The organism is Escherichia sp. WS1450 (assembly GCF_046487395.1).
GTDB classification, from domain to species: Bacteria; Pseudomonadota; Gammaproteobacteria; order Enterobacterales; family Enterobacteriaceae; genus Escherichia; species Escherichia coli.
In genome coordinates this window covers 34,918-60,840 of record NZ_JBJQJO010000027.1, presented here as the reverse complement: position 1 = coordinate 60,840, position 25,923 = coordinate 34,918, and the positions used below count along the sequence as shown (strand labels likewise).

Below are 25,923 nucleotides of genomic sequence, written 5' to 3'. Positions count from 1 at the left end.
ATACTCCTCCGGCAGAAGCAGAAAAAGCTTATTATGCTTCCATCGGAAACGATGATCTGGCAGCCTGAGTTCACAGATAAAACACTCTCCAGGAAACCCGGGGCGGTTCATTGACGTCACGGAAGTCGTTGTCGATACCGCGATCGCCACAGGTTGCGACGAAGCATTTGAAGCCGACAACGCCCACTTCATCCAGCTCATGCAGACGGTCGATGTTGTAAGACACCAGGCCACCGAGTTGCGCCGCATCGATAGTCAGCTTGCCTTTGGCGGCATCAAACTTCAGTTCAATTGAAGCGCGGTCAACCGTTGCAGGCAGCTGGTTGAGCGGCATTTCGATCATGGTGGTGATACCGCCTTTTGCCGCTGCGCGAGTGCCAGTTTCATAACCTTCCCAGTGGCTACGACCCGGTTCAGAAATATGGGTGTGCGCATCAACCATGCCTGGCGAAACCACCAGACCAGACGCATCCATAACTTCTTTTGCATCGCCCAGCTCCTGACCGATAGCAGCAATTTTTCCGCCTTTAACGGCGATATCTACAACGCGAGCTTCGTTTTCTAAAATAACGGTGCCGTTTTTAATGATTAAATCAAAAGACATAACAAACTCCTTGTAAAATACAGATTGGTTTTTTAACTCAATGTTCAATATCGGGATTAATTAACCTGTGACTTTTTGTTCTCCTGTTTTTTCTGCTGCAGTACGTTTCTTTAATAAGGCGTAGGCCGCAAAGGCGACAATAACGCCGACAAACCATGAAACGCGTGATAAAGGCTCCATGAACGGAATAAATTTACCACCGAGAGATAAAATAACGGCGACCAGAGTTACTGAAAACGCGGTAAGGTTAAAGCCGTTATCGTAATATTTGAAATCACCTGCTGCGGTATAAAGTTCATCAAGATTAATTTGCCCACGCATCACCACAAAATAATGCGCCATCATGACACCAATTACCGGCCCCAGCATTCCGCCGATAATATCGAGGAACAGATAAATGCTGTCCTGATTTTCCATTAATTTCCACGGGCAGATCAGCAGGCTGATAATACTGGCAATCAGTACGCCGTTTTTATAGGTCAGTTTCGTCGGTGCAATAGCGGCAATCTGATAACCGGCCGGAATAATATTACCGGTGGCGTTAGTGGAGATAGTCGTCATCAGAATAACCAGTACCGCAAAGAACGAGGCAAACAGGCTATCCCAACGCTGGACAATATCCAGCACGTTCCAGGTGTCAGCGCCGTAATGAATACTGGCTCCGGCAATAATACATACCCCGGCGACCGCAAACAGAATATAGGCCACAACTAAACCGAGCGTTTGCCCCAGCGCTTGCTCACGAAACGAGTGGGCGTTTTGCGTAAAGTCGGATGCGCTCACCGCCGGTGCCGCCCAGACCGCAACCACCGCGTTAATCACCACCAGGAACAGGAAGCCACTGTTTTCTGCTTTCTGAATACCGCTCGGAATGTAGTCAAAGATTGGACCGATCCCGACCAGCGAAATCGCCCAAATCGCCATACCGCCGAAGACAACATAGATGCACGGGTTAAGAATGGCGGTGAATTTATTTAAAACTTTGCCACCACCGAAACCGATTCCGACGTTCACCAGCCAGAAGAGTAAGAAAGTGATTAAGCCCGGTAGAGAAAGCCCTAACAGGGTAAAATCACCACCGAGAGTTAAAAATCCCGGCCAGATTTTGCCAATCAGAATCAAGCAGGCCAGTGACCCCGCGTAACATTGCAGGCCAAACCACATAATGGCAGCAATACCGCCTCTTAATAATCCGGGAAACAGTGCGCCACGTACGCCGTAAGAAGCACGCAGGATCATGGCAAACGGTACGCCGTATTTACTGCCCGCAGCACCGTTTAATACCATTACCGCGGCAATGAAAAAGGCACTGAGGATAATTGCCAGCATAATACTAAAGGTAGACAAGCCGAGAATAAAAAAGCCGCCGACCATCACATAATTGGGAACGTTATGAACCGAACCCATCCATAAGGTAAAATAGTTAAATGTTTTCCAGGTCCGCTGGCTTTGCGTTTTCGGCAATAGATCTTCGCTATAGCCGCGTTGCTGGAATAGTTTTCTCTGATGTTCCATAAATCCCTCTTAATTTCACGTATCGAATAACGTCTTTTTAATCTAGCTATGAGGAACAAATAAAATAAAAATATTATTTTTAATACTGAAGCAACATCTTTGGCTGCTTTCTTTTTTAATATTGCTGGCCGATTCATTTTCTGATATCGGCCATTTTTATTGCGGGTATCAGGCCAGTTTATGGTTAGCCATTAATTCCAGCGCCTGCACTAACGCAGAGTGATCCAACTGGCTGCCACCGTTTGCCGCACAGGTATTAAACAATTCCTGGCAGGTCGCGGTGTTTGGCAGATTCAGCGCCAGTGCTTTCGCACTTTGCAGTGCCAGGTTGAGATCTTTCTGGTGCAGCGCAATTTTAAAACCTGGATTAAAGGTGCGTTTAATCATGCGCTCACCGTGAACTTCCAGAATACGTGAGGAAGCAAAGCCGCCCATCAGCGCCTGGCGCACACGTACCGGATCCGCTCCGGCTTTTGAAGCAAATAGCAGGGCTTCAGAAACCGCTTCAATATTGAGCGCCACGATAATCTGATTTGCCACTTTGCAGGTTTGACCGTCACCGTTACCGCCCACGAGGGTGATATTTTTACCGAGCAGTTCAAACAGCGGTTTAACACGTTCAAATACCGCTTCGTCGCCGCCAACCATAATCGACAACGTCCCTTCACGCGCGCCGATTTCACCGCCGGAGACGGGCGCATCGAGATAATCACCGCCCAGTTCATTCACCTGACGAGCGAAACGTTTAGTTTCGATCGGGGAAATGGAGCTCATATCAACAATGGTTTTGCCCTTCAGCGAGGCTTTGGTACAACCATTTTCACCAAACAGAACTTCTTCAACCTGTGGCGTATCCGGCACCATAATAAAAATGATGTCCGATGCTTCCGTTACCTGGCGCGCAGTTTCAACACTGACGGCACCCAGTGACAGTAATTCATCAGCAACCGGACCAATGGTTGTGACATGCAGTTGATGACCGGCACGCGCCAGATTAATGGCCATCGGAGTACCCATAATGCCTAAGCCAATAAATCCCAGTTTCATAATTAACCTCTTTTAAATTTCGCTTTTCCTGAATTCAGACAACACGATCCCCTGCCGACTTAGCGACCTAAAAAAGCATTGTCTGAATAGCGTTACGTTTTAACGGTACGGATCCATCCAGCGTAAACCGGCTTCCGTGGTGGTTTGGGGTTTATATTCACACCCAACCCAACCGTTGTAGTCAGAATTTTCAATTACCGTAAAGAGATATTCGTAATTAATTTCTCCGGTTCCCGGTTCGCCGCGATGCGGATTATCGGCAATTTGCAGGTGACCAATTTTATCGGCCCATTGAGTCATAGTGTTGGTTAATTCACCTTCCATCCGCTGCATATGATAAATGTCATACTGAATTTTCAAATTGCAGCAACCAACATCATCAATCAATTTCAGCGCCTGCCGAGTTCCGGTGAGATGGAAACCAGGAATATCAAAATGGTTGATAGGTTCAATCAGTAATAAAATATCTTCTTTCATCAGCATATTCGCGGCATAACGCAGGTTTTCTACAAGCGTTGCGTGAATCTGTTCACTGCTGAAACCAGCCGGCGTTTTACCGACCAGACAGTTAATTTTTTTATTACCCAGCGCACGAGCATAACGAATCGCTGCTGCTACGCCATCCCGAAACTCTTCTTCACGGCCAGGAATACAAGCAATACCCCGCTCGCCCGCCGCCCAGTCACCTGCCGGTAAATTGTGCAGCGTATGTTCGAGTTTATTACTCGCCAGCACCTGTTTTAATTCTTCAATGTCGTAGTCATAAGGAAACATAAATTCAACGCCGCGAAAACCACACTGCGCAGCTTTCTCAAAACGAGCGAGAAAATCATATTCACCAAATAACATCGATAAATTAGCAGAGAAACGTAACATTATTTATCTCCCTTATTCATAGTGCATGAAGCAGGTTTCAGTCGGTGCATCCACTGCGTTATCGGCGATATCTTCAAATTCCATGACGTTATCCAGTTCGCTGCCCATCGAAATATTGGTCACACGCTCGAGAATAACTTCCACGACTACCGGTACCCGATATTGCGCCATTAAGGCTTTCGCCTGTTCAAAGGCTGGTGCTATATCTTCCGGTTTGAAAACGCGAATCGCTTTACAACCTAAACCTTCCGCTACTTTTACGTGGTCGACGCCGTAACCGTTCACTTCACTGGAGTTAATATTTTCGAACGCGAGCTGTACGCAGTAATCCATATCAAACGCGCGCTGCGACTGGCGAATCAGCCCCAGATAGGCGTTATTGACCAGTACATGGATGTACGGAATGTTGAACTGTGCGCCAACGGCTAATTCTTCAATCAGGAACTGGAAGTCGAAGTCACCGGAAATCGCCACCACATTGCGCTCTGGATCAGCGGCACACACGCCCAGCGCCGCCGGAATCGTCCAGCCTAACGGACCAGCCTGCCCACAGTTGATCCAGTGGCGGTCTTTAAAGACATGCAGCATTTGTGCCGCAGCGATTTGTGACAGACCAATGGTGGTGACATAACAAACATCGCGACCAAAGGCTTTGTTCATCTCTTCATACACGCGCTGCGGTTTCACCGGCACATTGTCGAAGTGAGTTTTACGCAGCAAAGTGCGTTTGCGCTGCTGGCAGTCGGCGACCCACTCTTTACGACACGGCAGACGACCTGCTTTTTGCATCTCCTGCGCCACTTCAACCAGCAGTGTCAGCGCCGCTTTAGCATCAGAGACAATGCCGAGATCCGGACACAGCACGCGGCCAATTTGCGTCGGCTCAATATCGATATGAACGATTTTGCGCCCTTCGGTGTATTTCTCTACCGAACCGGTATGACGGTTCGCAAAACGGTTACCGATACCAAACACCATGTCGGACGCCAGTAGCGTTGCGTTACCGTAACGATGCGCGGTTTGCAGACCCACCATCCCGGCCATCAGTTCGTGGTCATCCGGGATACAGCCCCAGCCCATCAGCGTTGGGATCACCGGAACGCTGGTCAGTTCAGCAAACTGTTGTAGCAGTGCAGCTGCGTCAGCATTGATTACCCCGCCCCCGGCAACAATCACCGGACGTTCGGCCTGAATTAACATTTCTACAGCTTTTTCGATCTGCATACGGCTGGCAGCAGGTTTGTAGACCGGCAGCGGTTCGTACATGTCAGGATCAAACTCGATTTCCGCAACCTGTACGTCGAACGGTAAATCCACCAGTACCGGACCCGGACGACCAGAACGCATCAGGTGAAATGCCTGTTGCAGCACACGAGGCACCAGCGCCGCTTCACGAACTGTAACCGCCATTTTGCTGACCGGTTTAGCAATTGCTTCAATATCAACGGCCTGGAAATCTTCTTTATGCAGACGGGCGCGCGGAGCCTGGCCGGTAATACACAGAATAGGAATGGAATCAGCAGAAGCGGAATAGAGCGCGGTGATCATGTCCGTGCCCGCAGGACCGGAAGTCCCCAGACATACGCCGATATTCCCTGCCGTTGCGCGGGTATAACCTTCCGCCATGTGCGAAGCACCTTCCACATGACGCGCCAGAATGTGACGAATACCGCCGTGCTTACGCATCGCTGAGTAGAACGGATTGATTGCAGCTCCCGGAACGCCGAAGGCGGTGGTGATACCTTCTTTCTCCAGCACATACATTGCCGCGTCAACGGCTCTCATTTTTGCCATTTTATTCCTACCTCTATTAATTGGAAAAATTTTCCAACTTTCAAATTTTGTCAAAAAAACCCGCTCCGCAGAGCGGGATGCGACAGACACTATGGATGTGCTTTCAGTCCCAACGCCGTGCTGATATCGCGGGCGGTGTCTCTGACCAGCTCACCCTGACTGACAAAACGATCTTCTGTCAGTCTTGATGAAGGCCCGGAGATGGAGATAGCGGCAACAACACTACCTACATCATCGTAAATTGCTGAAGCTATGCAATTCAGGCCTACAACATGCTCTTCTTTATCTACGGTATAGCCCAGTTCACGCACTTGTTCCAGGTCCTTCAGCAAGGTGGGCATATCCACAAGCGTCGTTGGCGTAAACTGCTGCAAACCGGTTTGCAGAATGATGCTCATCAACTCCTCTTCCGCCAGCGGATAAAGCAGCGCCTTGCCCGCGCCGGAAGCATGCAGCGGCAGACGACTGCCCAGCGGCGCACACATCCTGACCATCGATTTACACTCTAACTGACCAATTAATACTGCTTCATTGCCGTTACGAATCGCGACATTGACCGTTTCGCCGGAAAGTAACATCAGGCGGCGCATAAACGGCCCGGCGACGGAGAGGACATCGCGGTTATGGATGTACGCCGCACCGACGTTAAAAACACCTAATCCTATATGCCACCAGCCTAACTGACTGTCCTGGTAGACAAAATCCGCTGCCTGTAAAACCTTCAGCAAGCGAAAGGTCGTGGAGAGCGGCAAATCCAGATTGAGAGAAATATCGCTAACCGACGAACTCCCCCCACTTTTTTCCAGATATTGCAGAATCGCAATTCCCCGCTCTAACGCCTGTGCGCCCTTCTGTGCCACAGGCTCCGCCTGTCCTGGCCTGCCGCGCCGTCTAACTTCCGTCATACCTACGTTAACTCCGACCTACAAGTGAGCATAAACAATGAACAATTAGTTTATCTTATGCAAGTCGGTTGCAGGCGTCACGCAAAACAGAGTTCCTGTTCAGGAATACTTTCAACATCACAGTTGTCACTGCCGCCGCGATCGATGGTCAGAAAATCGGTGACGCGCTGCCAGGCGAAAAGTGGGTGATGCCAGACGTTACGATGGTAATTCACCCCCTGTTCACCGTTGGTGATAAACGCCCGCAGCGTTGACAGGTCTGGTTTGTCGTCACCTAACGCCACGACCACCACAAACACTTCACCTTTCATCGGGATAAAGGCCTGAGTGCCCAGCGGATGACGTTCGAGTTCGTGAATGATCAGCGGCAGATTCGCCGGTTGCGCGCGGTTAATGCTGATGAGCGTACGGTCTTGATCAAGAATCTCAACCAGCGCCAAATCGTGGTAACGCTCTACCAGTCCATTGTTAATATGGAAAAAATCCCGTTGCTGCGTTTCGATTACATCGCCATAAGCACTAAAGGCTTCCTGACTTAACGGTAATACCTGAAGTTTCATCTTTTTGTCCTTGTAACATAATTCCGTTCAACCAGCGCCGACCGGTCAGCTTGGTTTCAATAACAGGCAATCTAAAACCTTAAGAGAACAACATCAACACAAAAGTTGGAATATTTTTCCAAAACTAGATTTAGTCCACAAATTGAACAGGGTTATCATGTAAAAATACTGATAAATCAGAGGATAAGAAAATCACGCAACTTGCGGATTTAAAAGGGGATACCTGAAGATGTTCGATCCAGAAACCTTGCGGACTTTCATTGCGGTTGCTGAAACAGGAAGTTTTTCAAAAGCGGCAGAACGATTATGTAAAACCACGGCGACGATCAGTTATCGCATTAAACTTCTGGAAGAGAATACCGGAGTGGCGCTGTTTTTCCGCACGACTCGCAGCGTGACGTTGACAGCGGCTGGCGAGCATCTACTTTCTCAGGCCAGAGACTGGCTGAGCTGGCTGGAAAGTATGCCCAGCGAGCTGCAACAGGTGAATGATGGCGTGGAACGCCAGGTGAATATTGTCATCAACAACCTGCTCTACAATCCCCAGGCCGTCGCCCAGCTGCTGGCGTGGCTGAATGAACGTTACCCCTTTACCCAGTTCCACATCTCCCGGCAAATCTATATGGGCGTCTGGGACTCGCTATTGTACGAAGGTTTTTCACTGGCTATCGGCGTCACGGGAACCGAGGCGCTGGCAAATACCTTTAGTCTTGATCCCTTAGGATCGGTGCAATGGCGCTTTGTCATGGCGGCGGATCATCCGCTGGCGAACGTTGAAGAGCCGCTAACAGAAGCGCAGTTGCGTCGCTTTCCGGCGGTCAATATTGAAGACAGCGCCCGCACCTTAACCAAACGCGTCGCCTGGCGATTGCCAGGGCAAAAAGAGATTATTGTTCCTGATATGGAAACGAAAATCGCCGCCCATCTGGCGGGCGTTGGCATTGGTTTTTTGCCAAAATCACTTTGCCAGTCAATGATCGATAATCAACAACTGGTCAGCCGGGTAATCCCAACGATGCGCCCTCCTTCGCCATTGAGTCTGGCATGGCGCAAATTTGGCAGCGGCAAAGCGGTAGAAGATATTGTGACCTTGTTTACCCAGCGCAGGCCGGAAATCAGCGGATTTTTAGAAATTTTCGGCACCCCACGCAGTTAAAAATCAAGTTTCCTTGCGCGTTGGCGCGTAAAATAGCGCGCAAGCTGATTTGAGGTTCACTTTTAACTATGCAAGAGAGACACACGGAACAGGACTATCGTGCCCTGCTGATTGCTGATACGCCCATTATTGATGTTCGCGCCCCCATCGAGTTTGAGCAAGGCGCAATGCCTGCCGCTATCAACCTGCCGTTAATGAATAACGATGAACGCGCCGCCGTTGGCACCTGTTATAAACAGCAAGGGTCAGACGCGGCGCTGGCGCTGGGTCATAAACTGGTGGCGGGTGAAATTCGTCAGCAGCGTATGGACGCCTGGCGGGCAGCGTGCCTGCAAAATCCGCAAGGTATTCTCTGCTGCGCCCGAGGCGGTCAACGTTCACATATTGTGCAACGCTGGCTGCATGAAGCGGGGATTAATTATCCGCTGGTGGAAGGTGGTTATAAGGCACTGCGCCAGACCGCGATTCAGGCGACCATTGAACTGTCACAAAAACCGATAGTGCTGATTGGCGGTTGTACTGGCAGCGGTAAAACGCTGCTAGTGCAGCAACAGCCGAACGGTGTTGATCTGGAAGGGTTGGCGCGCCATCGCGGTTCGGCGTTTGGTCGCACGTTACAACCACAACTTAGCCAGGCGAGTTTTGAAAACCTGCTGGCTGCCGAAATGCTAAAAACCGACGCCCGTCAGGATTTGCACCTGTGGGTGCTGGAAGATGAAAGCCGGATGATCGGTTCGAATCACCTGCCGGAATGTCTGCGCGAGCGAATGACTCAGGCGGCGATTGCGGTGGTAGAAGATCCGTTTGAGATCCGTCTTGAACGCCTGAACGAAGAGTATTTCTTGCGTATGCATCATGATTTTACCCATGCGTACGGCGACGAACAGGGCTGGCAGGAGTACTGCGAATACCTGCATCACGGACTTTCGGCTATTAAGCGTCGGCTGGGGCTACAGCGCTATAACGAATTGGCTGCCCGGCTGGATGCTGCGCTGACAACGCAACTCGCAACCAATAGCACCGACGGTCATCTGGCCTGGCTGGTGCCGTTACTTGAAGAATATTACGACCCGATGTATCGCTATCAGCTTGAGAAAAGAGCGGAAAAAATCGTCTTTCGCGGTGAGTGGGCGGAAGTGGCGGAATGGGTTAAGGCGTGGTGATGGACGGTATTCTGAAACGGCGATTGTCGTGAGAACAGAATGGTTGCACCAGAATACAGATATAAAAAAACCGACATGACAGTCGGTTTTTTTATTTTTTCCGCCCAAGACTTGGTGGTTCCGGGCAGAAATGAAACAGTCCTCATCTAGCAAGTGAATTATAAGTCAGGATGCCTACATATTCAAACAGCTATGTTGGCGATACAATCCCGACGCTAGTAGTGATACTGCCTCAAGGGATTACCGCAGTGCGGAAAAGTACTTTTAAGTCCTGGTCAGGATACAGGTGGTGCTGATTCTGGTGCTCTAATTTGGAGAGAGGCAGTCCTCATCTAGCACATGAAGAAAATCATAGTTACAGGCAACGTAAGGGTAAGCTGTGATTGTCTTTCTCCCTTAAGGGAGCAACGGATGAAAACTTTTCTCGATAAAGTTCTCATCGTTCTTAAGGCGCTAATCGCGCTGCTGGAACTGATCCGTCAGTTTATTGAATAACTGAGGAAACGTAGCTAAGGCCGAAGGTTTACCACCTTCGGCCTTTAAAAAAACCGACATGACAGTTGGTTTCATATTTATTGCCAAAATGCACACAATGCACACTGTTCATGCCAGATGCGGCGTAAACGCCTTATCCGGCCTACACAATCTTGCAAAATCAATATATTGCACGATCCTCGTGGGCCTGTTAAGCGTAGCGCATCAGGCAATCTAACGCCTGTCATCACCCCGCAAACTGCCTGAACAGCGCCTTACCCTTAACCAGTCGCGCACCCAGCCAGCCGCCGAAAAGCGACAGCAGCAGCGCACCGCTGCACGGCAGCACAACCCACAATCGCCAGTCTGGCTCCCACGGGAAATCAAACACTTTCGCCTGCAACACTGCCAGCGCCGTTTCCGCACCAATTGCGGCCACCAGGCCAGAAACAAACCCGAGCATGGCGAACTCACACCACAATGTCGTGCGTAGTAGTTTTTTCCCCGCACCGAGTGTGCGCCACACCACCAGCTCCTGATGACGCTGACGCATTCCCACCTGCACCTGTGCCAGCAACAGCAACATACCGCAGGCGGTGACCAGCACCACCATCACTTCCAGCGCCCGACTTACCTGCTCCAGCACCTGGCCGACCTGTTTTAAAATCGCGCCAATGTCTAACAGGCTAATGGTCGGGAACTGGCGGTTGAGTTGCGTCAACATGCCGTTGCCATTCTCCCAGCGGAAACTGGTAAGCCAGCTCTGCGGCTGCCCGTCTAATGCCCCTTCCGGGAAAATAAAATAGAAATTAGGCCGCAGACTTTCCCAGTCCACTTTGCGCAGGCTGGTCACTTTAGCGCGGAACTCCTGGGTATCGCCCATAAAAGTCACGGTATCTCCGAGGGCAACGTTTAAGCGTTTCGCCAGCCCCTCTTCCATCGACACTTCATCGGCTTTTGGCGGCCAGTTACCGGCAACAATCGGATTATGATCGGGCCGCGTATTTTGCCAGGTAAGATTGAGTTCGCGGTTAAGCGCCTCATCTTCATTGCCTTCTGTCGGCTTGTCGTTAATCGCCGTCAGCCGCGCCCGCACCACCGGATAAAATGATTCCGGGACTATCTGATGTTCCGCGAGGAACGCTTTTAGCGGTGTAACCTGTTCTGTGGCGATGTTGATTAAAAAGTAGTTCGGGCTTTCTGGCGGTAGCTGCTGCTGCCAGCGGTCGAGCAGATCGCCACGCAACACCAGCAGCAGTGCCAGTAGCATAAAGGAGAGCGAAAATGCCGAAAGCTGGCTTAACGTTGACCACGGCTGACGTAACAGGCGGCTAACCGCCAGGCGCAGAGGTAGCGATTTCAGCGTCATGCGGCGAAGTACATTCAGCAGCATCCAGCCCAGCACACCGCACAGCAAAGCCAGCACTACCGCGCCCGCCAGCACCGCCCAGAGCAGCATACTGCCGCCCATTAATCCGGCGAGCAGCAGCACAACCACCACACTGACAATCGGCAGATAAAACTTGAGCGGCCAGACGTTCGCGACCACATCATTACGCAATACGCGTAAAGGCTGCGTTGCCAACAACAGGCGGTACGGTCGTAGCCCCACCAGCAGCGAGATGACCGTCATGGTGCCCAGCGCCCACAGCCACGGCCAGAGGCTGGCAGGCGGTAGTGCAGCAGGCAGAACGGGCTTGAGCAGCACCATCAACACGTTTTCGAACAACAGGCCTATCGCCCCGCCGGTAACGGCTGAAAGCGCCAGCACCATCAACCACTGACCGACGATTAGCTTACGCAGTTGCGCTCGCCCTGCCCCCAGCGTTTTGAGGATCGCCACAAGATCGTATCGACTGCGACAGTAATGATTCATCGCCACCGCCACCGCTGCCACTGCCAGCAGCAAGGTCAGAAGCGCCGAAAGCAGCAGGAACTGTTGCGAGCGTTCCATCGAGCGCCCCAGCGCGCCTTCGTCCTGTTCCAGACCGTACCAGCGTTGTTCGGGTTTAAGCTGGGGTAACAACCATTTCTCATAGCCGTCGAGCTGATTCTCGCTGCCGCCGAATTTATAACGCCTGGTGACCCGACTCCCCGGCTGCACGGCTCCGGTTTTATCAACATCCGCCAGATTCATCATCAGACGCGGAGCCATCTGGAAGGGGTTAAAACCGGAATCCGGTTCCTGAATCACTTCTCCGGCAATCCGCAAGGTGGCATCGCCCACGTCAATGGTGTCGCCCGTTTTCAGGTTAAGCAGTGCCATCAGGCGTGGGGCCAGCAATACGCTGCCCGCCTGCGGTTTCAGGCCAGGGGGATTAGTTTGCAGATCGCCATACATCGGGTAGATATCATCCACCGCTTTGACGTTCGCCAGCTGCGGTGTGTCGCCTGCAAATGTCATGGTGGCGAAAGTCAGCTGCTTGCCGACTTTCAGGCCGCGCTTTTGCGCTTCCTCCAGCCACGCTTGCGGCACTTCGCGCGAACTGCGCAACGCCCGATCGCCCGCCATAAACTCACGGCTTTGCTGGCTTAAGCCCTTCTCCATGCGATCGCTGATATTGCCCAGCGCCAGCACGCAGGCCACCGCCAGGCTTAGCGCCAGCCAGACAATTAATAGCGACGGCGAACGCCATTCGCGCCAGAACCAACGTGCAATCATGCTTCCTCCTGCAACTGCCCGTTCACCAGCCGTAAGCAGCGGTCGCAGCGTGCCGCCAGTTGCAGGTCGTGGGTCACCATAATCAACGTGGTGCCATGTTCACGGTTGAGGGAAAACAGCAGGTCGGCAATTTTATCGCCGGTCTGGCGGTCAAGGTTGCCGGTGGGTTCGTCGGCAAACAGCACATCAGGTCGACCGTTAAAGGCTCGTGCCAGTGCCACTCGTTGCTGTTCACCGCCAGAAAGCTGTGCCGGAAGATGATCCAGACGTTTACCCAGCCCTAACTGTTCGAGCAACGCTTTCGCCCCGTTACGACTTTCTGCGCTACTCTCACCGCGCAGCAGCGCCGGAAGCTCGACGTTTTCCAGCGCGTTAAGGGTAGGAATTAACATAAATGACTGAAAAACAAAGCCTACGTGCTTCGCGCGCAACTTTGCCCGCGCTTCTTCGTCCATATTATGTAGAGGTTGTCCCACCAGACTCACTTCGCCACTGCTGCCGTCATCCAGCCCGGCGAGGATCGCCAGCAAGGTTGACTTACCCGATCCCGACTCGCCCACCAGTGCGATGGTCTCGCCACGTTTGACAACCAGCTCAACTCCGGTGAGGATGGAGAGTTCATGCTCCCCCTGACCGACGGACTTCTTAAGATGATGAACTTCAACAATGTTTTCCGCTGGCATTTGCCCTTCCTGTTCCTGGTCCTGTTAACCTTCCGTGCCGCCGCAGCGGACACGTTATTGATTCTGGGTGATAGCCTGAGCGCCGGGTATCGAATGTCTGCCAGCGCGGCCTGGCCTGCCTTGTTGAATGATAAGTGGCAGAGTAAAACGTCGGTAGTCAATGCCAGCATCAGCGGCGACACCTCGCAACAAGGGCTGGCGCGCCTTCCGGCTCTGCTGAAACAGCATCAGCCGCGCTGGGTGCTGGTTGAACTGGGCGGCAATGACGGTTTGCGTGGTTTTCAGCCACAGCAAACCGAGCAAACGCTGCGCCAGATTTTGCAGGATGTCAAAGCCGCCAACGCTGAACCATTGTTAATGCAAATACGTCTGCCTGCAAACTATGGTCGCCGTTATAATGAAGCCTTTAGTGCCATTTACCCCAAACTCGCCAAAGAGTTTGATGTTCCGCTGCTGCCCTTTTTTATGGAAGAGGTCTACCTCAAACCACAATGGATGCAGGATGACGGTATTCATCCCAACCGCGACGCCCAGCCGTTTATTGCCGACTGGATGGCGAAGCAGTTGCAGCCTTTAGTAAATCATGACTCATAAAGCAACGGAGATCCTGACAGGTAAAGTTATGCAAAAATCGGTCTTAATTACCGGATGTTCCAGTGGAATTGGCCTGGAAAGTGCGCTCGAATTAAAACGCCAGGGTTTTCATGTGCTGGCAGGTTGCCGGAAAGCGGATGATGTTGAGCGCATGAACAGCATGGGATTTACCGGCGTGTTGATCGATCTGGATTCGCCAGAAAGTGTTGATCGCGCAGCCGACGAAGTGATCGCCCTGACCGATAATTGTCTGTATGGGATCTTTAACAATGCCGGATTCGGCATGTATGGCCCCCTTTCCACCATCAGCCGTGCGCAGATGGAACAGCAGTTTTCTGCCAACTTTTTCGGCGCGCACCAGCTCACCATGCGCCTGTTACCCGCGATGTTACCGCACGGTGAAGGGCGTATTGTGATGACCTCATCGGTGATGGGATTAATCTCCACGCCGGGTCGAGGCGCTTACGCAGCCAGTAAATATGCGCTGGAGGCGTGGTCAGACGCGCTGCGCATGGAGCTGCGCCACAGCGGAATTAAAGTCAGCCTGATTGAACCCGGTCCTATTCGTACTCGTTTTACCGACAACGTCAACCAGACACAAAGTGATAAACCTGTCGAAAATCCCGGCATCGCCGCCCGCTTTACGTTGGGGCCGGAAGCGGTGGTCGACAAAGTGCGCCATGCTTTTATTAGCGATAAGCCGAAGATGCGCTATCCGGTAACGCTGGTGACCTGGGCAGTAATGGTGCTCAAGCGCCTGCTGCCGGGGCGCGTGATGGACAAAATATTGCAGGGGTGAGTTGAAGCGCGCGCTTAAGCCCCCATGTCAAAGAAAATATCGACAACAGAGAGCGACTCCATGTCCGTAGAAAATATTGTCAACATTAACGAATCTAACCTGCAACAGGTTCTAGAACAGTCGATGACCACTCCGGTGCTGTTCTATTTTTGGTCTGAACGTAGTCAGCACTGTTTGCAGTTAACCCCAATTCTGGAAAGCCTCGCGGCGCAGTACAACGGGCAATTTATTCTGGCGAAGCTGGACTGCGACGCGGAGCAGATGATTGCCGCCCAGTTTGGTCTGCGCGCGATTCCAACCGTGTATCTTTTCCAGAACGGGCAACCGATAGACGGCTTCCAGGGGCCGCAACCGGAAGAGGCGATCCGCGCCCTGCTGGATAAAGTGCTGCCGCGCGAAGAAGAACTGAAAGCGCAGCAGGCGATGCAGCTGATGCAGGAAGGCAATTACACCGACGCCCTGCCATTGCTGAAAGACGCCTGGCAGTTGTCGAATCAGAACGGGGAGATCGGCCTGCTGCTGGCAGAAACGCTGATTGCGCTGAACCGTTCTGAAGATGCAGAAGCGGTACTGAAAACCATTCCGTTACAGGATCAGGACACCCGCTACCAGGGGCTGGTGGCGCAAATCGAACTGCTGAAGCAGGCGGCAGATACGCCGGAAATTCAACAGCTGCAACAGCAGGTGGCAGAGAATCCAGAAGATGCCGCACTGGCGACGCAACTGGCACTGCAACTGCATCAGGTTGGGCGCAATGAAGAGGCGCTGGAGTTACTGTTTGGGCATCTGCGTAAAGATCTCACCGCCGCAGACGGTCAGACGCGTAAAACGTTCCAGGAGATCCTCGCTGCGCTGGGTACAGGTGATGCACTGGCGTCGAAGTATCGCCGCCAGCTGTATGCGTTGTTGTATTGAGTTTCCGTTGATCGGCACATGAACCACAACGCCGGATGCGATGCTGCGCATCCGGCATTGCATCATTTCTTCTTCAATTGCGTCACCACCAACTGGTGGCGCGAATTGTAAAACTTACGATAGGTTAAATAGCAGGCAATAATGGTCGACAGGCTGGCGGTTGAGAGCAGCATAAAGGTCACCATAATCTGATATTTAATCGCCTTCACCGGATCAATCCCGGCAAATATCAGCCCGGACATCATTCCCGGTAAACTCACTAAGCCAACCGTTTTTGCTGAATCGACCGTCGGAATTAAAGCCGCGCGAATACTGTCGCGAATCAATATCGCTGAAGCCTGCTTCGGCGTCGCGCCAAGACTCAATTTCTCCTGAATCTGTTGCTGTTCGCTAATAACCCGTTGCCCTAAATTGTTGTAACACAACCCCACCGCTACCATGGCGTTACCGGCTATCATCCCGGCGATAGGGATCACCTGCATCGGGATAAATTCAATCGACCCTGAGAGAATCAGCACCGCCAGGGTAATTCCCGCCCCGACCGTAATGGCAATAAACGATGAGATAAAAGCTTTAGCAATATATTTACTGCGTTTTTGCGCGTTCCACGCCGCATTAAAGCAGATAAATAACACCATCAATAATGTCAGGCTGGCATCATCCACGCTGAAAATATACTTCAGCACATAGCCGACAATAATCAGCTGAATTATCGCGCGCCCGACGCTCCAGAGAATATCTTTCTCCAGCGCCAGTTTTTCTTTATGGCTAATTAAGATTGCCACCACCACCAGCATTAATGCCAGTGCTAATGATTCGTTAGTAATATTATGCGAGTTCATAGCGTGCTTCCTGCATTTCTCCGGCATGCGGTTGCAGTGTAATCACCTTATCCGCATGATTAATTTCGTCTTTATCGTGTGTCACCCACAGCACGGCAATATTTTGCTCGCGCACATAACGGTGGATCATCTCATTAACGTTATGTTTATTACTTTCGTCCAGCGCACTGGTGATTTCATCCAGCAATAAAACCTTCGGCATAAATTGCAGGTTACGAATCAATGAGATGCGTTGTTTTTCACCACCAGATAGCTCGGCGATATTCTTCGTCAAAATGGTGTCCGGTAAGGCGAAGCGTTCGAGAAAATCGAGAAAAATGGCTGGGTCAGGCTGTTGGTTACGGATCTGCCAGGGAAAGATCAGATTATCGTATACCGTGTCGCCAAACAGCGTCGGCGTCTGGGCGCAATAAGAGACTTGCTGGCGGTAGCTTTCTGGCTTTAGTGTGCTGACATCCTCACCTTCAAACAGTAACGTTCCGCTGGTTGGGCTGATCAATGAAGCAACTATTTTTAGCAGCGTACTTTTGCCACAACCAGAAGGACCGGTAATTAACTTAAATTCGCCAGCACGCAGCGAAAAATTGATGTTATTAAGAATCTTCGCATCACCCACCAGATATCCTACGTTTTGTAGCTGAAGCAAAGGACTATTTTCCTGCATCGCTGTTCCCTTTTTCTGATTTTTACTAAAAACAGTTTATCCTTCGCAGGAATAAGGGGGAACTCTCTTTCAGTAATCAGGTATAATTTGTTTAATCAAGCAGCAATTTTGCTGATTATGGACGGTACAACAGGAGGTTTTTCCGATGCTTATCTTTATCCCGATTCTCATTTTTGTCGCGCTGGTCATTGTCGGCGCGTGCGTCAAAATCGTGCCGCAGGGCTATCAGTGGACAGTAGAACGTTTTGGTCGCTATACCAAAACGTTACAGCCTGGGCTAAGTCTGGTGGTGCCGTTTATGGATCGCATTGGTCGCAAGATCAATATGATGGAGCAAGTGCTCGACATCCCTTCCCAGGAAGTTATCTCGAAAGATAACGCCAACGTTACCATCGATGCCGTGTGCTTTATTCAGGTGATTGATGCCCCGCGCGCGGCTTATGAAGTCAGCAATCTGGAGCTGGCGATCATCAACCTGACCATGACTAACATCCGTACCGTGCTGGGTTCAATGGAACTTGATGAAATGCTCTCTCAGCGCGACAGCATCAACTCACGCCTGCTGCGTATTGTCGATGAGGCCACCAACCCGTGGGGGATTAAAGTCACCCGTATTGAAATTCGCGACGTGCGCCCACCGGCAGAGCTTATCTCTTCAATGAACGCGCAGATGAAAGCGGAACGTACCAAACGCGCTTACATCCTTGAAGCGGAAGGGATCCGTCAGGCGGAAATCCTCAAAGCTGAAGGTGAAAAACAGTCGCAAATCCTGAAAGCGGAAGGCGAACGTCAGTCGGCGTTTTTACAGGCTGAAGCTCGTGAACGTTCTGCCGAAGCGGAAGCCCGCGCGACCCAAATGGTGTCGGAAGCCATTGCTTCTGGTGATATTCAGGCGGTGAACTACTTCGTCGCACAGAAATACACCGAAGCGTTACAACAGATTGGTTCCTCCAGTAACAGCAAAGTGGTGATGATGCCATTAGAGGCCAGCAGCCTGATGGGGTCGATTGCCGGGATTGCTGAACTGGTGAAAGACAGCGCGAACGAGCGAAATAAATCATGATCGAGATGATAGCTATCCATCCGCATATTTTTTGGCTCAGTCTCGGCGGTTTATTGCTGGCTGCCGAGATGCTGGGCAGCAATGGTTATCTGCTTTGGAGCGGTGTCGCAGCGGTGATTACTGGCCTGGTGGTCTGGTTGCTACCGCTGGGTTGGGAGTGGCAAGGGGTGATGTTTGCCATTCTGACGCTGCTCGCCGCCTGGCTGTGGTGGAAATGGTTGTCGCGGCGGGTGCGCGAACAAAAGCACAGCGACAGTCATCTTAATCAGCGCGGTCAACAATTGATCGGCAGACGGTTTGTACTGGAATCACCGCTGGTCAATGGGCGAGGTCATATGCGCGTCGGCGACAGTTCATGGCCTGTCAGCGCCAGCGAGGATCTCGGTGCAGGTACGCATGTTGAGGTGATTGCGATAGAAGGGATAACGCTGATTATCCGTGCGGTCATCGCCTGATGCGACGCTGACGCGTCTTATCATGCCTACAAAACTGCACTCAACCGTAGGCCGGATAAGGCGTTTACGCCGCATCCGGCGGTTATGCGCTGATGCCTGATGCGGCGCGGGCGCGTCTTATCATACCCTGGAAGTCTGCGCCCGAATCGTAGGCCGCCTCCGCTATATTAACTGGCATTGGCAAATTACTCGTCACTACCTTTATTCATGTTTTTTTGGTCTTCATCCGGATAGTGTTTTTTTAGATATTCCAGGACGTTTTTATTGACCTTGTGTTGGGTATACACCCACCCTTTCCAGTAATCAGGCTGGTCCAGGTAAACTTCTGGCGGAATGGTAAAATCAGAAAGCGTTAACCATTCGGCTAACAGATCGGGGTTTCGTTTCTGGATTAACTGCAACAGCATAATCAGTGACATAGCTGAGGCAGGAGCCGTACTATCGCCACTTAAATATTTCCACACTGTTGACCGGTTCGAACGAAAAAGGATCGGTAGCAATGCCCGGTCCAGATTCATTTCATTAAAAATCTTCTCAAATTCATTCATTTAAATTTTCCTGCCTGGCGTAAACCTCTTAAAAATTGAGATTTATCAAAGATAACGCATTTTAGCACACATCAGGAACCGCTTCACGTTTAGTCCAGAAACAGAATTTATTTCGCTTATCAAAACAAGTCTTTACTCTTTTTTACATTGAAAGAGCACAAAATGATTTTCGATTTTATTTATATAAGAAACATTTTTTGTTTCTTATTGGTGGTGTTTACGCTTACACCAGACAAAAATGCGCTTTACATCACACAAATGGCGGCGTAGATTTCGATTAAATTGCAACGCAGATTAATTCTTATAACAACGTTTTACGTTGCTTATAGAAACAAATATGTGACTTACTTTGAAAGAGAAAAAATGCATGAAAACTGTAAAGCTGTCTTTACTGGCTGTCGTTGTTGCTACCGCGGTAAGTCCATCTGCGTTTGCGGGTGATACTGTTGAGGCGGCAACGACAGAATTAACGGTAATCCAGCCAGGAATGTCGCAATCGGAAATTGATCAGAAAATTGGTCGATTTTTAGAAAGGACAGGGAATAGTGTAGCCGCACAAAATTATCTGATTGCGCATGATTACCAGACAACGACGCCTCAGGAAAATACAGCTGCTTCTCCCGTACAGCCCACCAATACGCTGAACCCGATAACCAATCAAGCGCAGACCGACCGCGACAACGGGCAGGATACCGCCATTCAGGACGCGCAGCACGCCGCCAACTGGGCTTCACTGAAAGCTGATGACGCGCAGCACGCCATCACGGTGGCGCAGACGGATATTGATGCCAATACAGCCGCCATCACCGATACCCGTAATGATGTCTCCGCAGTGCAGTCAGACGTCACCAACATAAAAGGCGATGTCGCACATGCCCAGTCAACGGCTGACCATGCCAACGCTAACGCCAACACCGCTCTGATTAACGGCGTCAAACTTTCCGGTGCTGTGACAGAAAACAAAAACAACATCGAACAGAACCGCAGCGATATTGCTGACCAGCAGAAACTGTTGGCATCAAACGAGCAAAAACAGATCGTCCGCGACAACGGGCAGGATACCGCCATTCAGGACGCACAACATGCCGCCAACTGGGCTTCACTGAAAGCTGATGACGCGCAACACGCCATCACGGTGGCGCAGACGGATATTGATGCCAATAAAGCCGCCATCACCGACATCCGTAATGATGTCTCCGCAGTGCAGTCAGACGTCACCAACATAAAAGGCGATGTCGCACATGCCCAGTCAACGGCTGACCATGCCAACGCTAACGCCAACACCGCTCTGATGAACGGCGTCAAACTTTCCGGTGCTGTGACAGAAAACAAAAATAATATCGAACAGAACCGCAGCGATTTTGCTGACCAACAGCAACAACTCGACGAAACCCGGAAAATCGTTGCCGCCACCGGGGATGTGCAGACTGCCGCCCGATATCAGAGCATGATTGACGCCAGACAGACAGCCGCTGCCAATGCGCAACAGGCACAAGCTGACACCCAGCAGCAACAAATGGACGATCAGCAGAAACAAATCGACGCGACGCAAAAAACGGTTTCCGCACTTGGCGATGCCCAGACCAACGCACATTATCAAGAGATGGTTAACGCCGGACTGAGAGCACAAAATGATGCGAATGCGCGTACTGCAGCAGAACAAAAACAAAAAATAGATACTCTGGCGACTAACCAGGCAACGCAACAGCATATCAATAGTGTGCAGTACGGGGAACAAATTCAGCGTCTGGCGCAAGACTCAACACAAACGCATGAACAAATTGACAGCCTGACACAAGACGTAACCCAAACGCATCAGCAGTTAAGCAACACGCAAAAACGAGTAGCGGATAATAGCCAGCAGATTACTACGCTCAATAACCATTTCAGTTCGCTGAAAAACGAAGTTGAGGACAACCGTAAAGAAGCCAATGCGGGAACTGCATCAGCCATCGCTATCGCCTCACAACCACAGGTGAAAGCCGGTGACTTTATGATGATGTCAGCGGGAGCGGGAACCTTCAACGGTGAATCTGCGGTGTCTGTCGGAACATCTTTTAATGCCGGAACGCATACCGTGATTAAAGCCGGTGTCTCTGCGGATACGCAATCTGATTTCGGCGCGGGTGTCGGCGTGGGATATTCTTTCTAATATTCCAATCCTCAATATAAATAAGAGCAAGGAAGCTTGCCGGGTTTCACCTCTTCATTAATTTGTACATTATTTAAGGTTAACAATGATGAATAGTTCCATTAAATCGTTTTCCCTGCTGGCGGTTATATTACTGGCTGGCTGTAGTTCACCCACTTCCCGCATCGCAGATTGCCAGGCGCAGGGCGTCAGCCATGACACCTGTTATCTCGCAGAACAACAGCGTCAGACGGCTATTTTAAGTGCATCCGAGGCGCAGGCATTTAAAAATGCAGAAGCCGCACAACATGCCCAGGCCGCTAAAAAATCTATTTATAAAGGATTTGGCATGACCTTTAGAATGAGCAGTAAGAACTTTGCTTATCTCAATGATTCATTATGTGCAATTGATGAAGACAATAAAGATGCCACTGTTTATCAGTCAGGTCTTTATAACGTCATTGTTTATCACCACACGGGAAAAGTCGCCTTAATGAAGGAAGGTCAGTTTGTGGGTTATTTAAAATGAAGGAGCAAAGGAAAATCCCCCTGACGCATATTATGATTATCGGTGCGTTTATTTTTGCCTTCTTGCAAGTGGTGTTATTAGCCTCCCTGGTTCACGCTGTGAATGTTAACAACGAAATCCAGGAAGGCTTATTTCAATCGGGGCGCATAATGGTAGAAAGTTTGCAGCATATTCTTTCGGTGCAAACGGGGATTAACTGATTTTCACCCCGCCCGATGATGACAGCAGCCGGAGAGATTTTCGATAATCGGGCAGTCGGCGCTGTCATCACCAGGGCAGGCATTCGCCAGCGCCAGTAGCTGGTCGCGCATGGATTGCAGCTCCTCAATGTGCCGTTCGATCTCCGCTACCTTCTCCAGCGTGCGCCGTTTTACATCGGCGCTGTGACGCTGTGGGTCGTTAAACAGATTCACCAGTTCGCCGCTCTCTTCCAGGTTAAAGCCCACCTGGCGCGCCTGGCGCAGTAAGGTCAGTTCGTTGAGATGCTGCTGCGTGTAGGTTCGATAACCATTTTCGCTGCGCATCGGCGGCGTCACCAGCCCCTTCTCTTCATAGAAGCGGATTGCTTTGCTGGTCAGGCCGGTAATTTTTGCTACATCGCTAATGTTCATCGTTCGCGCAACGCCTCCTGTGCTTTATTAAAGGGTTTCAACAGATAATCCAGCACGCTTTTTTTGCCGGTGCGGATATCGACCGTCGCCACCATGCCGGGAAATATCGGAAACTGCTGTTTATGTTTATTTTCCAGATGGTTGCTGAAAGTGCGAATGTACACCCGATAGTAATAAACATCGCGCCGCACTTCATCCTGTACGGTGTCTGGTGATATTACCGCCACTTCTCCCGGCAGGCCGCCGTAGATGGAGTAATCGTAGGCAGTTATTTTCACCAGCGATTTTTGCCCCGGGTGGATAAACGCCACATCGCGCGGGGAGATTTTTGCCTCAATCAGCAGTTGCTCATCCAGCGGCACGATGGTCATCAGTTTACCACCGGGGGCAATGACGCCGCCAACCGTGGTGACGTCAATGTCCTGAACAATGCCACGTACCGGCGCGGTAAAGTTGAGCCGGGTGAGAGAATCTTCCCGCCCGCGGATCACCGAACGCTGGGTTTCCACTTCCGCATTGGCTTTCGCTAACTCTTCGCGCGCCTGAACGTAATATTGCGTGCGCACGTCGCTGAGTTTGTTTTCCATTTCATTGGCCTGGCGTTGCAGGCGCAGCACTTCAACGCTGCTCGCCGCCCCCTGTTTTACCAGCGGCTGGGTCATCGCCAGTTCGCGGTTGACCAGGCTAATCCCCTGCGTCAGCCCGGTGGTGGCTTTGTTCAGCCCGTCGCGGCGAGTGTTGTACAACGCCGTTTCCGACTCGATAAGTTCGGGGAATTTATTCAGTTCGTCAGGGAAGACCAGCGGTTTATTACTCACTTCCGCCCGCAGCCGCGCCGAGGTTGCCAGCGCCGCGTACAGCCGCGACATTGCTTCCTGGACGTCGGATTCCGTTTTGGTGCGGTTAAGCTGCGCCAGCGGCTGGCCCTGTTCAACAATATCGCCAACCTTGACGTCGAGATGATACAGAATTCCGCCTTCCAGCGACTGCACCACCTGTTCGCGCCCGGAGGGTTCTACCGTGCCGCTGCCGGTGGTGACTTCATCAAGCTGGAAGTACCACGCCCAGCCGAGAAAACAGAGCAGCATCACAGCGGTAACGCGTACCGCCAGCGCCGAACGCGGCAAGCGGGGTTCAGTCAGGCCACGGTTGTATTGCAGTTGTCCGTTCATGCGGCAGACCCCTTATTCTTCTCCTGCAACACCACCCGTCGCGCCGTGGGTTCGCTCTGTTCACGCAAAATGGCCTCTTTCGCGCCATCCATCACAATCCGCCCCTGATCCATCACGATAATGCGGTCCACCAGTTGCAGCATCGCCGTGCGGTGAGTGGCGATAATCAGCGTGCGATGGCCAATCCACTGTTTCAGTTGTTCGATTAAATGCGCTTCCGCCATTTCGTCCAGCGAGGCGCTGGGTTCATCGAGCAGCACGATATTGGGTTGAGAGATGAGCAGCCGCGCCAGCAGCAGCGTTTGCCGCTGACCACCAGAGAGGCCAAATCCCCCTTCCTGAATCATGTAGTTGAGGCCGTTTTTCTGCTTCTGCACAAACGGCAGCGCCCCGCTGAGGGTTAACGCGCGTTCGATATCTTCATCGCTGGCTTCCGGCATCCCCATCGTCAGGTTTTCCCGCAGCGAACCGAAAAAGAGTCTCCCGGTCTGGCTCAGCAGCCCCATGTCGCGGCGCAGATCCGCCGGATCAAGCTGACCGATGCTGATGTTATCCAGCAGCACCTGCCCCTGCTGGGCGATACGCATTCCGGCGAGCATTTGCAGTAGCGTTGATTTACCCGCGCCGTTGCGCCCAAGAATGGCGATTTTCTCTCCGGCCTGAATGTTGAGTTTGCCAATCGCCACATCGGCAATTTTCTCTTCTTCGTCGTAATAAAAGATAGCGTTGCTGAACTGATAATTGCCGTGTAGCACCGCTTTATGCACCAGTTTGCCGTGTTCCGGCTGATCCACCGGGCGCTTCATCAGTTCATCAAGTCCGTTGCGCGCCACTTTCGCCTGCTGCCAGCGCGAGAGCACGCCGGATATCTGCGACAGCGGCGCGATGGTGCGCGAAGCCAGGATCGTCGTCCCGACCAGTGCGCCGGTAGTCATGTCGCCGTTCATCACCATAAAGCAGCCCACCAGAAGCACCACCACGTAAACGATGGACTGCACTTCCTGGGTCCAGGTGAGCAGTAGCCCGGTGAGAAAACGTTGCTTCATGCTGATGGACGAGGCCACGTCGTTGGTGTGGTTCCACTGATTCTGAAAACGCTGTTCGGCGCGCAGCAGCTTAATATCTTCAATCGACTGCACGGCTTCCACCAGCGTAGCGTTACGCACCGCCGACTCGCGCATCCCTTCGTTCGCCAGCCGCGCCAGCGGTCGTTGCACCAGCAGGCCGGGGATCACCAATAACGGCAGCGCCAGCAAAACCACCAGCACCAGCCAGCCGCCGATCATCCATAAAATAAAGACAAACAGCAGGAAGAACGGCAGATCCGCCACCGCGCCGATGGTGGTGGAAGTAATCAGCTCCCGCACCGATTCCAGCTCGCGGATCTGCGAGATAAACGATCCGGTGGATTTCGATCGCACGTTATTTTTCAGCCGTAATGCGTGACCAAAAACGCGATCCGAAATGCGCAGATCCGCCCGCTTGCCGATCACATCCGAAAGATGTGTGCGCACCATGCGCATACAGAACTCAAACAGGATCGCCATCATCACCCCGGCGAACAGCACCCATAGCGTCGGGTACGATTGCGCCGGAACCACCCGGTCGTAAACCTGCATCGAGAAAATCATCGCCGCCAGCGCCAGCACGTTCGCCACCAGCGAGGCCAGCATAATATCGCCGTAGCGCCGCCAGTCTTTTAGGGAAAGGCTCCAGAACCAGTTCGCCTGATACGGGCGAATGTAGTCATCCACCCGCGCGTCAGGGATGGCGCTGAGCGGGCGCAGTAGCGCCAGTTCAACGATTTTATCCTCAACATCCGCGACGTTAAGCGTAGTTTCCAGCCCTTCGTCACCGCTGAACTGAATGCTGATATTGTCGTGATTGTCACGGCGGGTGATCACGCCAACCTGCTGATTATCAAATACCGCGATCAGCGGCAGCCGCCAGGGGTTAAGCGAATCAGCGGAAAACTCCACCAGCCGCAGCCCCATTCCCAGTTGCCGCGCCATGTCGGTGAGCAACTCCTCCCGCTTGCTGTCGCGCTCCCAGTTGACGGTCGCGCGCACGTTCTCCTGAGAAAAATCAAGGCGGTAATAACGCGCCACGGCGATCATCGCCTCCAGCCAGGCTTCCACGGACTGGGCATTTTTTTTCATTC

General features: G+C 51.7%; 25 protein-coding genes and 1 pseudogene. 11 read left to right on the top strand and 15 right to left on the bottom strand.

The features are described from left to right. Positions 1-106: 106 nt before the first annotated feature. From ACJHYR_RS23075 to allA, 7 genes and pseudogenes are all read right to left on the bottom strand, one after another. Positions 107-604 (bottom strand): annotated as a pseudogene (locus tag ACJHYR_RS23075) (amidohydrolase family protein); the annotation flags it as partial. A 60-nt stretch (positions 605-664) separates the two neighbouring features. Further along, positions 665-2,119, bottom strand: coding sequence for an allantoin transporter (locus ACJHYR_RS23070; RefSeq protein ID WP_000401152.1), 1,455 nt, complete (start codon positions 2,117-2,119; stop codon positions 665-667). A gap of 168 nt (positions 2,120-2,287) precedes the next feature. Then, on the bottom strand, positions 2,288-3,166 hold the full coding sequence (glxR, locus tag ACJHYR_RS23065) for a 2-hydroxy-3-oxopropionate reductase (protein ID WP_000765839.1): 879 nt from the start codon (positions 3,164-3,166) through the stop codon (positions 2,288-2,290). Positions 3,167-3,265: 99 nt separating this feature from the next. After that, positions 3,266-4,042, bottom strand: a complete 777-nt coding sequence (gene hyi, locus ACJHYR_RS23060) for a hydroxypyruvate isomerase (RefSeq protein WP_000943560.1) — start codon at positions 4,040-4,042, stop codon at positions 3,266-3,268. A gap of 12 nt (positions 4,043-4,054) precedes the next feature. Then, positions 4,055-5,836, bottom strand: coding sequence for a glyoxylate carboligase (gcl, locus tag ACJHYR_RS23055; RefSeq protein WP_001309310.1), 1,782 nt, complete (start codon positions 5,834-5,836; stop codon positions 4,055-4,057). An 89-nt stretch (positions 5,837-5,925) separates the two neighbouring features. Beyond that, a complete protein-coding gene (allR, locus tag ACJHYR_RS23050) occupies positions 5,926-6,741 on the bottom strand; it encodes an HTH-type transcriptional repressor AllR (protein WP_319963492.1) in 816 nt (271 codons plus the stop codon). 77 nt (positions 6,742-6,818) lie between these two features. Further along, entirely contained in the window at positions 6,819-7,301 is a 483-nt protein-coding gene (gene allA / locus ACJHYR_RS23045; protein ID WP_000776375.1) for an ureidoglycolate lyase, read from the bottom strand. 229 nt (positions 7,302-7,530) lie between these two features. On the opposite strand from allA, the gene allS reads away from it, so the two are divergent. The 3 genes from allS to dinQ all read left to right on the top strand — a co-directional run bounded on the left by allS (position 7,531) and on the right by dinQ (position 10,115). Beyond that, entirely contained in the window at positions 7,531-8,457 is a 927-nt protein-coding gene (gene allS, locus ACJHYR_RS23040) for an HTH-type transcriptional activator AllS (protein ID WP_000460146.1), read from the top strand. 68 nt (positions 8,458-8,525) lie between these two features. Beyond that, positions 8,526-9,620, top strand: a complete 1,095-nt coding sequence (gene mnmH, locus ACJHYR_RS23035; RefSeq protein ID WP_001586746.1) for a tRNA 2-selenouridine(34) synthase MnmH — start codon at positions 8,526-8,528, stop codon at positions 9,618-9,620. Between the two features lie 339 nt (positions 9,621-9,959). Beyond that, on the top strand, positions 9,960-10,115 hold the full coding sequence (dinQ, locus tag ACJHYR_RS23030; RefSeq protein WP_001308457.1) for a damage-inducible type I toxin DinQ: 156 nt from the start codon (positions 9,960-9,962) through the stop codon (positions 10,113-10,115). A 226-nt stretch (positions 10,116-10,341) separates the two neighbouring features. Here the strand turns inward: dinQ and ybbP are convergent, their stop codons facing one another. After that, positions 10,342-12,756, bottom strand: coding sequence for a putative ABC transporter permease subunit YbbP (gene ybbP / locus ACJHYR_RS23025; protein ID WP_059327832.1), 2,415 nt, complete (start codon positions 12,754-12,756; stop codon positions 10,342-10,344). After that, a complete protein-coding gene (gene ybbA, locus ACJHYR_RS23020) occupies positions 12,753-13,439 on the bottom strand; it encodes a putative ABC transporter ATP-binding protein YbbA (RefSeq protein ID WP_001110573.1) in 687 nt (228 codons plus the stop codon). The genes ybbP and ybbA overlap by 4 nt, the downstream gene beginning before the upstream one ends. Here ybbA and tesA point away from each other — a divergent pair. From tesA to cnoX, 3 genes are read left to right on the top strand one after another with little or no spacing between them, the layout of a single operon-like run. Then, positions 13,410-14,033: a multifunctional acyl-CoA thioesterase I/protease I/lysophospholipase L1 gene (gene tesA, locus ACJHYR_RS23015; RefSeq protein WP_001295836.1), complete on the top strand. Its 624-nt coding sequence runs from the start codon at positions 13,410-13,412 to the stop codon at positions 14,031-14,033. The two genes, ybbA and tesA, sit on opposite strands and share 30 nt — an antisense overlap. Next, positions 14,023-14,832, top strand: a complete 810-nt coding sequence (gene ybbO / locus ACJHYR_RS23010; RefSeq protein ID WP_072837529.1) for an NADP(+)-dependent aldehyde reductase — start codon at positions 14,023-14,025, stop codon at positions 14,830-14,832. Before tesA ends, ybbO begins: the two co-directional genes overlap by 11 nt. Positions 14,833-14,892: 60 nt before the next feature. Further along, positions 14,893-15,747 carry a chaperedoxin gene (gene cnoX, locus ACJHYR_RS23005; protein WP_001586744.1) on the top strand — a complete coding sequence of 285 codons (855 nt, stop codon included), beginning with the start codon at positions 14,893-14,895 and terminating at the stop codon, positions 15,745-15,747. A 62-nt stretch (positions 15,748-15,809) separates the two neighbouring features. Here cnoX and fetB read toward each other — a convergent pair whose 3' ends face one another. Together fetB and fetA are read right to left on the bottom strand one after the other, a co-directional pair. Further along, complete coding sequence (fetB, locus tag ACJHYR_RS23000) at positions 15,810-16,589, bottom strand: iron efflux ABC transporter permease subunit FetB (protein WP_001295323.1); 780 nt, start codon at positions 16,587-16,589, stop codon at positions 15,810-15,812. Further along, positions 16,576-17,253 (bottom strand): iron efflux ABC transporter ATP-binding subunit FetA, encoded by a 678-nt coding sequence (gene fetA / locus ACJHYR_RS22995; RefSeq protein ID WP_001157555.1) that lies wholly within the window; start codon positions 17,251-17,253, stop codon positions 16,576-16,578. Before fetA ends, fetB begins: the two co-directional genes overlap by 14 nt. 145 nt (positions 17,254-17,398) lie before the next feature. On the opposite strand from fetA, the gene ACJHYR_RS22990 reads away from it, so the two are divergent. Both ACJHYR_RS22990 and ACJHYR_RS22985 read left to right on the top strand, forming a co-directional pair. Further along, positions 17,399-18,316 carry an SPFH domain-containing protein gene (locus ACJHYR_RS22990; RefSeq protein WP_000904488.1) on the top strand — a complete coding sequence of 306 codons (918 nt, stop codon included), beginning with the start codon at positions 17,399-17,401 and terminating at the stop codon, positions 18,314-18,316. Next, positions 18,313-18,771: an NfeD family protein gene (locus ACJHYR_RS22985; protein ID WP_000571817.1), complete on the top strand. Its 459-nt coding sequence runs from the start codon at positions 18,313-18,315 to the stop codon at positions 18,769-18,771. Before ACJHYR_RS22990 ends, ACJHYR_RS22985 begins: the two co-directional genes overlap by 4 nt. Positions 18,772-18,956: 185 nt before the next feature. On the opposite strand, the gene ACJHYR_RS22980 is transcribed toward ACJHYR_RS22985, so the two are convergent. Continuing rightward, entirely contained in the window at positions 18,957-19,319 is a 363-nt protein-coding gene (locus tag ACJHYR_RS22980; protein WP_001001643.1) for a hypothetical protein, read from the bottom strand. 1,102 nt (positions 19,320-20,421) lie between these two features. Here ACJHYR_RS22980 and ACJHYR_RS22975 point away from each other — a divergent pair. From ACJHYR_RS22975 to ACJHYR_RS22965, 3 genes are all read left to right on the top strand, one after another. After that, on the top strand, positions 20,422-21,471 hold the full coding sequence (locus ACJHYR_RS22975) for a YadA-like family protein (protein ID WP_247142178.1): 1,050 nt from the start codon (positions 20,422-20,424) through the stop codon (positions 21,469-21,471). Positions 21,472-21,556: 85 nt separating this feature from the next. Beyond that, the gene (locus ACJHYR_RS22970; protein WP_001305512.1) at positions 21,557-21,979 is read left to right on the top strand and encodes a hypothetical protein; all 423 of its coding nucleotides are present in this window, start codon (positions 21,557-21,559) and stop codon (positions 21,977-21,979) included. Beyond that, positions 21,976-22,179: a hypothetical protein gene (locus tag ACJHYR_RS22965; protein WP_000664216.1), complete on the top strand. Its 204-nt coding sequence runs from the start codon at positions 21,976-21,978 to the stop codon at positions 22,177-22,179. The genes ACJHYR_RS22970 and ACJHYR_RS22965 overlap by 4 nt, the downstream gene beginning before the upstream one ends. Positions 22,180-22,182: 3 nt before the next feature. Here the strand turns inward: ACJHYR_RS22965 and cueR are convergent, their stop codons facing one another. The 3 genes from cueR to ACJHYR_RS22950 are packed head-to-tail and all read right to left on the bottom strand — an operon-like array spanning position 22,183 to position 25,921. After that, positions 22,183-22,590 (bottom strand): Cu(I)-responsive transcriptional regulator, encoded by a 408-nt coding sequence (cueR, locus tag ACJHYR_RS22960; RefSeq protein WP_001026747.1) that lies wholly within the window; start codon positions 22,588-22,590, stop codon positions 22,183-22,185. Next, positions 22,587-23,762 (bottom strand): HlyD family type I secretion periplasmic adaptor subunit, encoded by a 1,176-nt coding sequence (locus ACJHYR_RS22955; protein WP_001586741.1) that lies wholly within the window; start codon positions 23,760-23,762, stop codon positions 22,587-22,589. Before ACJHYR_RS22955 ends, cueR begins: the two co-directional genes overlap by 4 nt. Beyond that, entirely contained in the window at positions 23,759-25,921 is a 2,163-nt protein-coding gene (locus ACJHYR_RS22950) for a type I secretion system permease/ATPase (protein WP_001586740.1), read from the bottom strand. The genes ACJHYR_RS22955 and ACJHYR_RS22950 overlap by 4 nt, the downstream gene beginning before the upstream one ends. Between the last annotated feature and the right edge of the window lie 2 nt (positions 25,922-25,923).

Coding starts and splice junctions, on each gene's coding strand:
- ACJHYR_RS23070 (WP_000401152.1), bottom strand. CDS start 2,119: ATGGAACATCAGAGAAAACTATTCCAGCAACGCGGCTATAGCGAAGAT.
- glxR (WP_000765839.1), bottom strand. CDS start 3,166: ATGAAACTGGGATTTATTGGCTTAGGCATTATGGGTACTCCGATGGCC.
- hyi (WP_000943560.1), bottom strand. CDS start 4,042: ATGTTACGTTTCTCTGCTAATTTATCGATGTTATTTGGTGAATATGAT.
- gcl (WP_001309310.1), bottom strand. CDS start 5,836: ATGGCAAAAATGAGAGCCGTTGACGCGGCAATGTATGTGCTGGAGAAA.
- allR (WP_319963492.1), bottom strand. CDS start 6,741: ATGACGGAAGTTAGACGGCGCGGCAGGCCAGGACAGGCGGAGCCTGTG.
- allA (WP_000776375.1), bottom strand. CDS start 7,301: ATGAAACTTCAGGTATTACCGTTAAGTCAGGAAGCCTTTAGTGCTTAT.
- allS (WP_000460146.1), top strand. CDS start 7,531: ATGTTCGATCCAGAAACCTTGCGGACTTTCATTGCGGTTGCTGAAACA.
- mnmH (WP_001586746.1), top strand. CDS start 8,526: ATGCAAGAGAGACACACGGAACAGGACTATCGTGCCCTGCTGATTGCT.
- dinQ (WP_001308457.1), top strand. CDS start 9,960: ATGAAGAAAATCATAGTTACAGGCAACGTAAGGGTAAGCTGTGATTGT.
- ybbP (WP_059327832.1), bottom strand. CDS start 12,756: ATGATTGCACGTTGGTTCTGGCGCGAATGGCGTTCGCCGTCGCTATTA.
- tesA (WP_001295836.1), top strand. CDS start 13,410: ATGAACTTCAACAATGTTTTCCGCTGGCATTTGCCCTTCCTGTTCCTG.
- ybbA (WP_001110573.1), bottom strand. CDS start 13,439: ATGCCAGCGGAAAACATTGTTGAAGTTCATCATCTTAAGAAGTCCGTC.
- ybbO (WP_072837529.1), top strand. CDS start 14,023: ATGACTCATAAAGCAACGGAGATCCTGACAGGTAAAGTTATGCAAAAA.
- cnoX (WP_001586744.1), top strand. CDS start 14,893: ATGTCCGTAGAAAATATTGTCAACATTAACGAATCTAACCTGCAACAG.
- fetB (WP_001295323.1), bottom strand. CDS start 16,589: ATGAACTCGCATAATATTACTAACGAATCATTAGCACTGGCATTAATG.
- fetA (WP_001157555.1), bottom strand. CDS start 17,253: ATGCAGGAAAATAGTCCTTTGCTTCAGCTACAAAACGTAGGATATCTG.
- ACJHYR_RS22990 (WP_000904488.1), top strand. CDS start 17,399: ATGCTTATCTTTATCCCGATTCTCATTTTTGTCGCGCTGGTCATTGTC.
- ACJHYR_RS22985 (WP_000571817.1), top strand. CDS start 18,313: ATGATCGAGATGATAGCTATCCATCCGCATATTTTTTGGCTCAGTCTC.
- ACJHYR_RS22980 (WP_001001643.1), bottom strand. CDS start 19,319: ATGAATGAATTTGAGAAGATTTTTAATGAAATGAATCTGGACCGGGCA.
- ACJHYR_RS22970 (WP_001305512.1), top strand. CDS start 21,557: ATGATGAATAGTTCCATTAAATCGTTTTCCCTGCTGGCGGTTATATTA.
- ACJHYR_RS22965 (WP_000664216.1), top strand. CDS start 21,976: ATGAAGGAGCAAAGGAAAATCCCCCTGACGCATATTATGATTATCGGT.
- cueR (WP_001026747.1), bottom strand. CDS start 22,590: ATGAACATTAGCGATGTAGCAAAAATTACCGGCCTGACCAGCAAAGCA.
- ACJHYR_RS22955 (WP_001586741.1), bottom strand. CDS start 23,762: ATGAACGGACAACTGCAATACAACCGTGGCCTGACTGAACCCCGCTTG.
- ACJHYR_RS22950 (WP_001586740.1), bottom strand. CDS start 25,921: ATGAAAAAAAATGCCCAGTCCGTGGAAGCCTGGCTGGAGGCGATGATC.